This is a genomic window from Gemmiger formicilis (assembly GCF_016901605.1).
Taxonomy (GTDB): Bacteria; Bacillota; Clostridia; order Oscillospirales; family Ruminococcaceae; genus Gemmiger; species Gemmiger formicilis_B.
This window is the reverse complement of record NZ_JACJKP010000569.1, coordinates 1-311: the sequence shown is the minus strand read 5'-3', so window position 1 is coordinate 311 and position 311 is coordinate 1. Positions and strand designations below refer to the sequence as shown.

Below are 311 nucleotides of genomic sequence, written 5' to 3'. Positions count from 1 at the left end.
CAGGTCTTTGGGCTGTCCGCCGCCGCCGATGCAGCCGCCCGGGCAAGCCATGACTTCCACAAAGTGGTACTGCTTGCCGTTCTCCTTCATCCGCTGCAGGAAAGCGCGGGCGTTGGCGGTGCCGTACACCACAGCCACCTGCAGCGTCAGTTCCCCGATTTCCACCCGGGCTTCCCGTACGCCTTCATAGCCACGGACGGGTTGCAACTGCAGCAGGGTCTGGGGAGCGTCCTGGCCGGTGAGATAGGCGTAGGCGGTACGCAGCGCCGCCTCCATCACACCGCCGGTGTTGCCGAAGATAACGCCCGCGC

At 65.9% G+C, this 311-nt stretch carries 1 protein-coding gene; it reads right to left on the bottom strand.

What is annotated here, in order from left to right:
- Positions 1-311 (bottom strand): [Fe-Fe] hydrogenase large subunit C-terminal domain-containing protein (locus H6B10_RS15965; RefSeq protein WP_275951103.1); only part of this gene is annotated, 311 nt, incomplete at both ends.